The 5,455-nt window shown below is 60.3% G+C and carries 2 protein-coding genes and 2 pseudogenes; 1 reads left to right on the top strand and 3 read right to left on the bottom strand.

Translation table 11 applies throughout. The features are described from left to right. Positions 1–404 (top strand): annotated as a pseudogene (locus AC2VOU_RS14275) (hypothetical protein); the annotation flags it as partial. 639 nt (positions 405–1,043) lie between these two features. Here AC2VOU_RS14275 and AC2VOU_RS14270 read toward each other — a convergent pair. The 3 genes and pseudogenes from AC2VOU_RS14270 to AC2VOU_RS14260 form a co-directional block, all read right to left on the bottom strand. Continuing rightward, positions 1,044–2,567 (bottom strand): PE-PPE domain-containing protein, encoded by a 1,524-nt coding sequence (locus AC2VOU_RS14270; protein ID WP_486957971.1) that lies wholly within the window; start codon positions 2,565–2,567, stop codon positions 1,044–1,046. A 126-nt stretch (positions 2,568–2,693) separates the two neighbouring features. Beyond that, complete coding sequence (locus tag AC2VOU_RS14265; RefSeq protein WP_486957970.1) at positions 2,694–3,824, bottom strand: PucR family transcriptional regulator; 1,131 nt, start codon at positions 3,822–3,824, stop codon at positions 2,694–2,696. An 815-nt stretch (positions 3,825–4,639) separates the two neighbouring features. Next, positions 4,640–5,455: pseudogene (locus AC2VOU_RS14260) on the bottom strand (hypothetical protein); the annotation flags it as partial.

Below are 5,455 nucleotides of genomic sequence, written 5' to 3'. Positions count from 1 at the left end.
ACCGGGCTCTGGCCCGCCGGGTCACCCCCGCCCCGGAGTCGCTGCATTCGATCCCGATCACCGCGTTGGCGTGGATCGGCGCGGTGCTGATGGCGTTGTCGGCCGCGGTGCTCGACCCGTCTTCCTCGCAGACCATGACGGCCGCGGTCATCCTGCCGTGGGTGTGCGTCCAGGGTGCCGCCACGTTCCTGATGGCGGCCGCCTACGGGGTGTTGGAGGGCTGGCTGGCGGTGCACGGCTCAACCGATTGGTGGCCGTTCCCACCGCCGCCGTTGCCGGAGGCGCCCAGCTTCACCAAGGAACGCCAGGGCCGCTCATCGGGTGCCGCTTTGCCACCGGGCTGGGACGAAAGCGCACCAATGCGCGCACCTCGCACCGAACCTAAAAAGCCGTGGCAAAGCTGAAGTGTTAGGAGTGCGATGAGCTCACCGCCGCCGAGCACCGCTATTTCGCGGGCCGGTTTGCGACCGAACTTCCGGAAAGGAAACCGTAACCGTGCCGTACTACAGCGTGAATATCGCCGACCTGCCGTACCCGCACTCGATGGGGTGCTGACGCTCAGCGAAAGTGACCAGGTCTGCTCATCGAAAGTGACCATCCTGGCGTCGTTCAGAGTAGCGCAGAGTTGGCGGCCATGGGGCAGTTCCTTTCCCGGGACGCCTCGCAGGCGTAAAAATAGCCCCACCAGCATCACCGGACGCATCAGTTGCGTATTTTCCGATCAGGCACATCGGTAAGGTGATCGTTGGTCATCGCGTTGATCTCCTTCGATTTGACTTTGCTGGTCGTTTCGAAGAATCACGCGATGACCGCCCTCTACCGGGCTACGACACGCCCACCAGGCCCATCAGCTCGTACACCACGCCACTGGACGCAACTAATTAAGCAGATGCGTGGATGCCGACAAAGCTATTGAACGGTTTTCCGATTTGGAATGCCCATCATGTCTAAGCATGGACCGTCTGGTTGTGCCAAAATGTCACGGTCGATTGCGATCCGGCGGCGTACCCCCGTCAGACGCCTATAGCACGAAAAGTGCGCTATCACGGTGTGAATACTGGCGCAGCGAATTGGTCAAGGTACGGTATATCAATGCCAAAATCGTTCAACGCCGGACCTAGCTGTTGAACAATTGTGAACAAGTCAACCATGTCAACAAACGTGCTCTGTTGTATGGCCTGGCCAACCGCTAATCCGAGTGCTCCGAGTGGGCCGTCGCTCAGGTTGGCCATGAAAGTGTCCATAAAATGTGTTGGTATTGTGAACGCAAACGTGTCGAAGGTATCTGTCTCCGGGAGTTGAAGCTCCTGAATCTTTTGGAGCGCGTCGGTGAACGCATTGCTGAAATCGGTCGGTGACGACAGCACTTTCGTCAATTCCGACGTGTTAATCGTCGCGCCTTCAAATAGCGGACTGGTAAACATGGATGACGGGTTCGCTAGCTCGGCGTTGATGTCGTTCGTGAAGGCCTGAAAGCCTTGTTCGACGGCCGGTCCCAGGTTGTTCATGGCGGTCTGTACCTGCTCGGTGGAGGGGGCAAGTCCGATACCGGTGACAACGTTGGCCGGTCCAGCGTCCCATCCCTGGTTGGCAGGATTGTCGTAGCCGAGGTTGACGATCTGCGTCAGTACTGGTTGCAGCAAATCGGCCAGCGGCTTTCCTATCCCCGGGACAAGAAGTAGCGGCTGTAGCAGGGGCAACGTGGGACCGGCGACAGGGTCGTCGGCGGCCGGAATCATGTAATAGCTGGTGTTGCCGACGTAATCCGCAGTCGTTGGCAATTGAACGGCGGCATCGACCTCCTGTGGCGTAAGGTATTGATAGTTGGAATGCACAAATCCAAAGCCGAGCTCTGCGTTGAGATCTGATAGAATATTGAGCGGATATTTAGGAAAGTCGGCGAATCCATCGTATTCAAGTGTGTAAATGGAAGTAACATACGGAGTGTCCGGCGGCGTAATAGCGGTGAGTGGTGTCGAGAAAGCTGGATATGTCGTGTCGAAGCGCGCATCTATGCCGCCGTTCGGATTACCGAGATCGCCAATCAACACAAATTTTACGGCGTCGGTTGGCACGCCCTCGTGCTGCAATTGTTGCTCACTCAATATATTCGAGGAGACCATCGAACTCTGGGAATAGCCCAGAACACCGACGGTGTTCCCTGCATCGACATTTTGCGTGATATAGTCGTTCAACATAATCTGATCTTGATTCATCGATGTGCCCAATGGCAGGCTTTTGACTCCGGAGAAAATCGGCTCCGCTCCCTCCGGCGTGAACACACCTACTGAGTGTGCGCCGGGCAAAATCCTCTGCATGAAGAGGGCGTCGACAGCAGGAACATAACCGTTGAAAACGGGGCTCTGGGGTATGGGCATGCCGCTGCCGCCGACGATCAGCCCTACCAGATGATCAGGTGAGTCGACCACGTAAGTGTCGTTGGTGGTGAGTCGAACCCCAGGCATCTGGATATCGGGCAGGGACCGGGCCACCGGAGTGGCGACGATCAGGCTGGCACCCACCAGGACGACACCGGCGGTGGCGTAGGGACGAAGCGATGCTCGCATAGGAACTCCTGAATAAAGATGGTCAATAGACTTAAGTCCGTAGGAAGTATCGCATAATTAGGTAAGGATGAACATGGAGATATCTCTAGATATCGCGCCTCGGATGTCGACCAATTATGGTGACAACTACAAACCCATCGCCGACCGTTCGAGGGTCCACCACACCTCGAACAGAACCTCCGTGTCATGCAAGTCGGCCCCGGTCAGTTCTTCGAATCGCGCAAGCCGGTACCGCACGGTGTTTTGATGGACAAGTAACCGCGCTGCTGTCTGCTCGACGTTGGTCCCGCACGTCAGGTACACGTGCACCGTCGATACAAGCTCGCGAGCTGAGCCATGCGCGGCGAGTGGTATGAGGTAGCGCTTCCGCAGCGACTCCCCAACGTCGGCGTCCGTTACCACAGCCGGCCGGAGACCTAGCGATTCGATGTCGTGCGCGCCCCGAAGCCCGCAAGCCTGCGCTGTCAGGTGTGCACGGGTAGCTAGGCGGTAGGACTCGGCTAGCTGCTCCAGCTGGCAGGCCGGACCGTAACCGACGACACCGTCGAAGTCTCTGGATGGCGGCTCGCCCAAAAAACCAACGATGCAATGATCAACAGGCGCACATAGCCCGCGGGAGGGCCGCATCAGGTCACCAAAGCCGAGTGCTTTCTCAATTTTGTTTGCAGGAGCGTTCTCATCCACTCCGGCCCGAACGGCAACGTATTCGCCAGCAGGGTCAAGGCCGAATGCCTCGGCATGAAAGCGCAGCTCGGCTGCTGGTATCTCGCCGAACAGCACCCTGCGCGCAAACACCGCGCGCCAGCCTCGCTCAGCGTGTAGGAGTTCAACTTTGCGATGCGCGCCGGCGATCGTCGCCATCGCAACATCGGACCACGCCAAGGTCGACTGGACTAACTCCAACACTTGAGTGGCATCGATGCCAAGACTGCGGCCCGCTTCACGCGCGGAGTCGACGACGACCTCGATACCGATGCGCCAGGCACGGAGCAGCTCAGCGATCGGAATGGCTTGCTGCGCCCGTTCCTCACCGATAGCGGCCAACTCCGCCAGCTCGGACTCGTTCACGGCCGCGCGTCCAGCGCGAGCCGACCGTACGATCCGCTCGATCTGGAGTCCGACTTCGCCATAAAGTACTTCCCGAGGCAGCACGCGGTAGGCAGGAAGCTCGGCCTGCATGCCTTCAACGACACGCCCTGCAAGCTCATCCCTGCCACCAAGCAGCGTGTCGAAAAGCAGATCCCAGGGCTTAACCACAGTGCCTATCTCTCGTACGTGGACTTGACCCCGTTTGGTCAGGCGGCAGGGTGCCGCCGACCCGGCCCATCATAGCGGTGGATGAGTGGCGCGTGCGACGGCGAACAAAACTCGACTTTAAACAGATGCTCCGCGGTGAAGGCTGGCTGGCTGCGATGGCAGCTCCGCCCACGCAGGCACGGTAGCGATGAAGTCCGCCACGACACGTTCATCAACTCCAATGACGAATGGCCACCCCGTGGTCGTCACCCCGAGAGACGGTCAACACCTTTATGAAAAGGGACCGCCCGGTGATCGAGCTGTTCAACGCAATCCTCGACGACATCAACGCCAACGGCGTTCCCGGCGCCGGGTTCACACCGGTCCCAGCCTGAGCCGTCATAGGGTGTAACGAATAGCCGATCCATTTCGGGCACTCCCGGCGTCTGTTGCCCAGCGATCAGTGCTGTGCGACGCGGCGAGCAGTCATCTTATAAATCGCGTGCTCATCACGGAGCCCGATGGCCAGGACATGGCGGGTGTTCTCATCGACTTGCCGGTAGTCACGCGGAATCGTTGTGGCCGCCGGCCTGGGGTGTCGAACTTGACTCGTGCGAGTCCGGTGAGATCGCCGCTGACGTGCCGCTCCTCGAGTAGTTTGCCCAGCACCCTTCCATGTTCCAGGTCGTCGATGGTGGCTTGTGCCGCGTCCAACGCCGCCGGGTGGACCTCTTGTCCCGAGCCGACACGTATTTGCCGTTTGTACCTGGTGACACGATCCTTAGCGACGCGTCCCCCGTGGGTTCACACCGCTGAAGAACTTTCAGTATTTGGGTTCAACTGATGTCAAGTCCGCCGTCGTAGTCGTCACGGGCGTAGCCGTCGCGTTCGACAACACTGTGGCGGCCTTGCTGCCGCACACGCCCGGTGTCGGCGGCTTCGCGCTCGCGTGCTAGCTGTTCTCCGATGTGTTCGGCCGTCCGCGTTTCCCGTAGGGCGGTTCTCGTGTAGGCGAGGTCGGCGACGTAGGGGTCCATGCCGTCAAAGTGGTCGAGGTAGTTGTGGGGCTCTTCGCCGCCGCGCATCCGGTCCAGGGCGTGCTCGGCTTCGGCGAGGGCGGTGTGTTCGCGGTCGTCGCGGCCGATGATGCCGGCCAGCATTGCCTGGGCTTCGCGTGTCGAGTAGACCGTGGGTTCGGCGTCGATGCTGGAGCTGGTGTGGTGTTCGTCTTCGCCGGCAACGGGCACGGTCATGTAGATGCGGTTGAGGATGGAGCCGCGGGTCATGGCCGGGTAGAGCATGGTTTTCGTCATCTTCTCCGCGTCACCGATGGCCAGGCCGACGTCGGCGTTGGCGCCTTGGGCGGCGTGGATGGTGCCGGCGTAGCCGAGCACGACACTGTGTTGGGCGTAGTCGGCGGGCAGGATTGCGCGGGCGTGATCGCTGAGCCGCTGTGCTTCGATCGTGCCGTTGGTGGCGTCGACACCGAGCACGCGCCACCGGTCGGCGTTGGTGACCCCAGGGGTCTCCCGGGTCAGTGTGGCGATGGCCGGGTCGGGGGTGACGGGGATGTCCCAGGTGTTTTCCTTGGTCATGATGATGTCGCCGTAGCGGGCGTGCTGGTCGCGGGCGATCGGGACTGCGGCACCCAG

This window comes from Mycobacterium sp. TH-M25, assembly GCF_057473665.1.
This window is presented reverse-complemented; position numbering and strand designations above follow the sequence as displayed.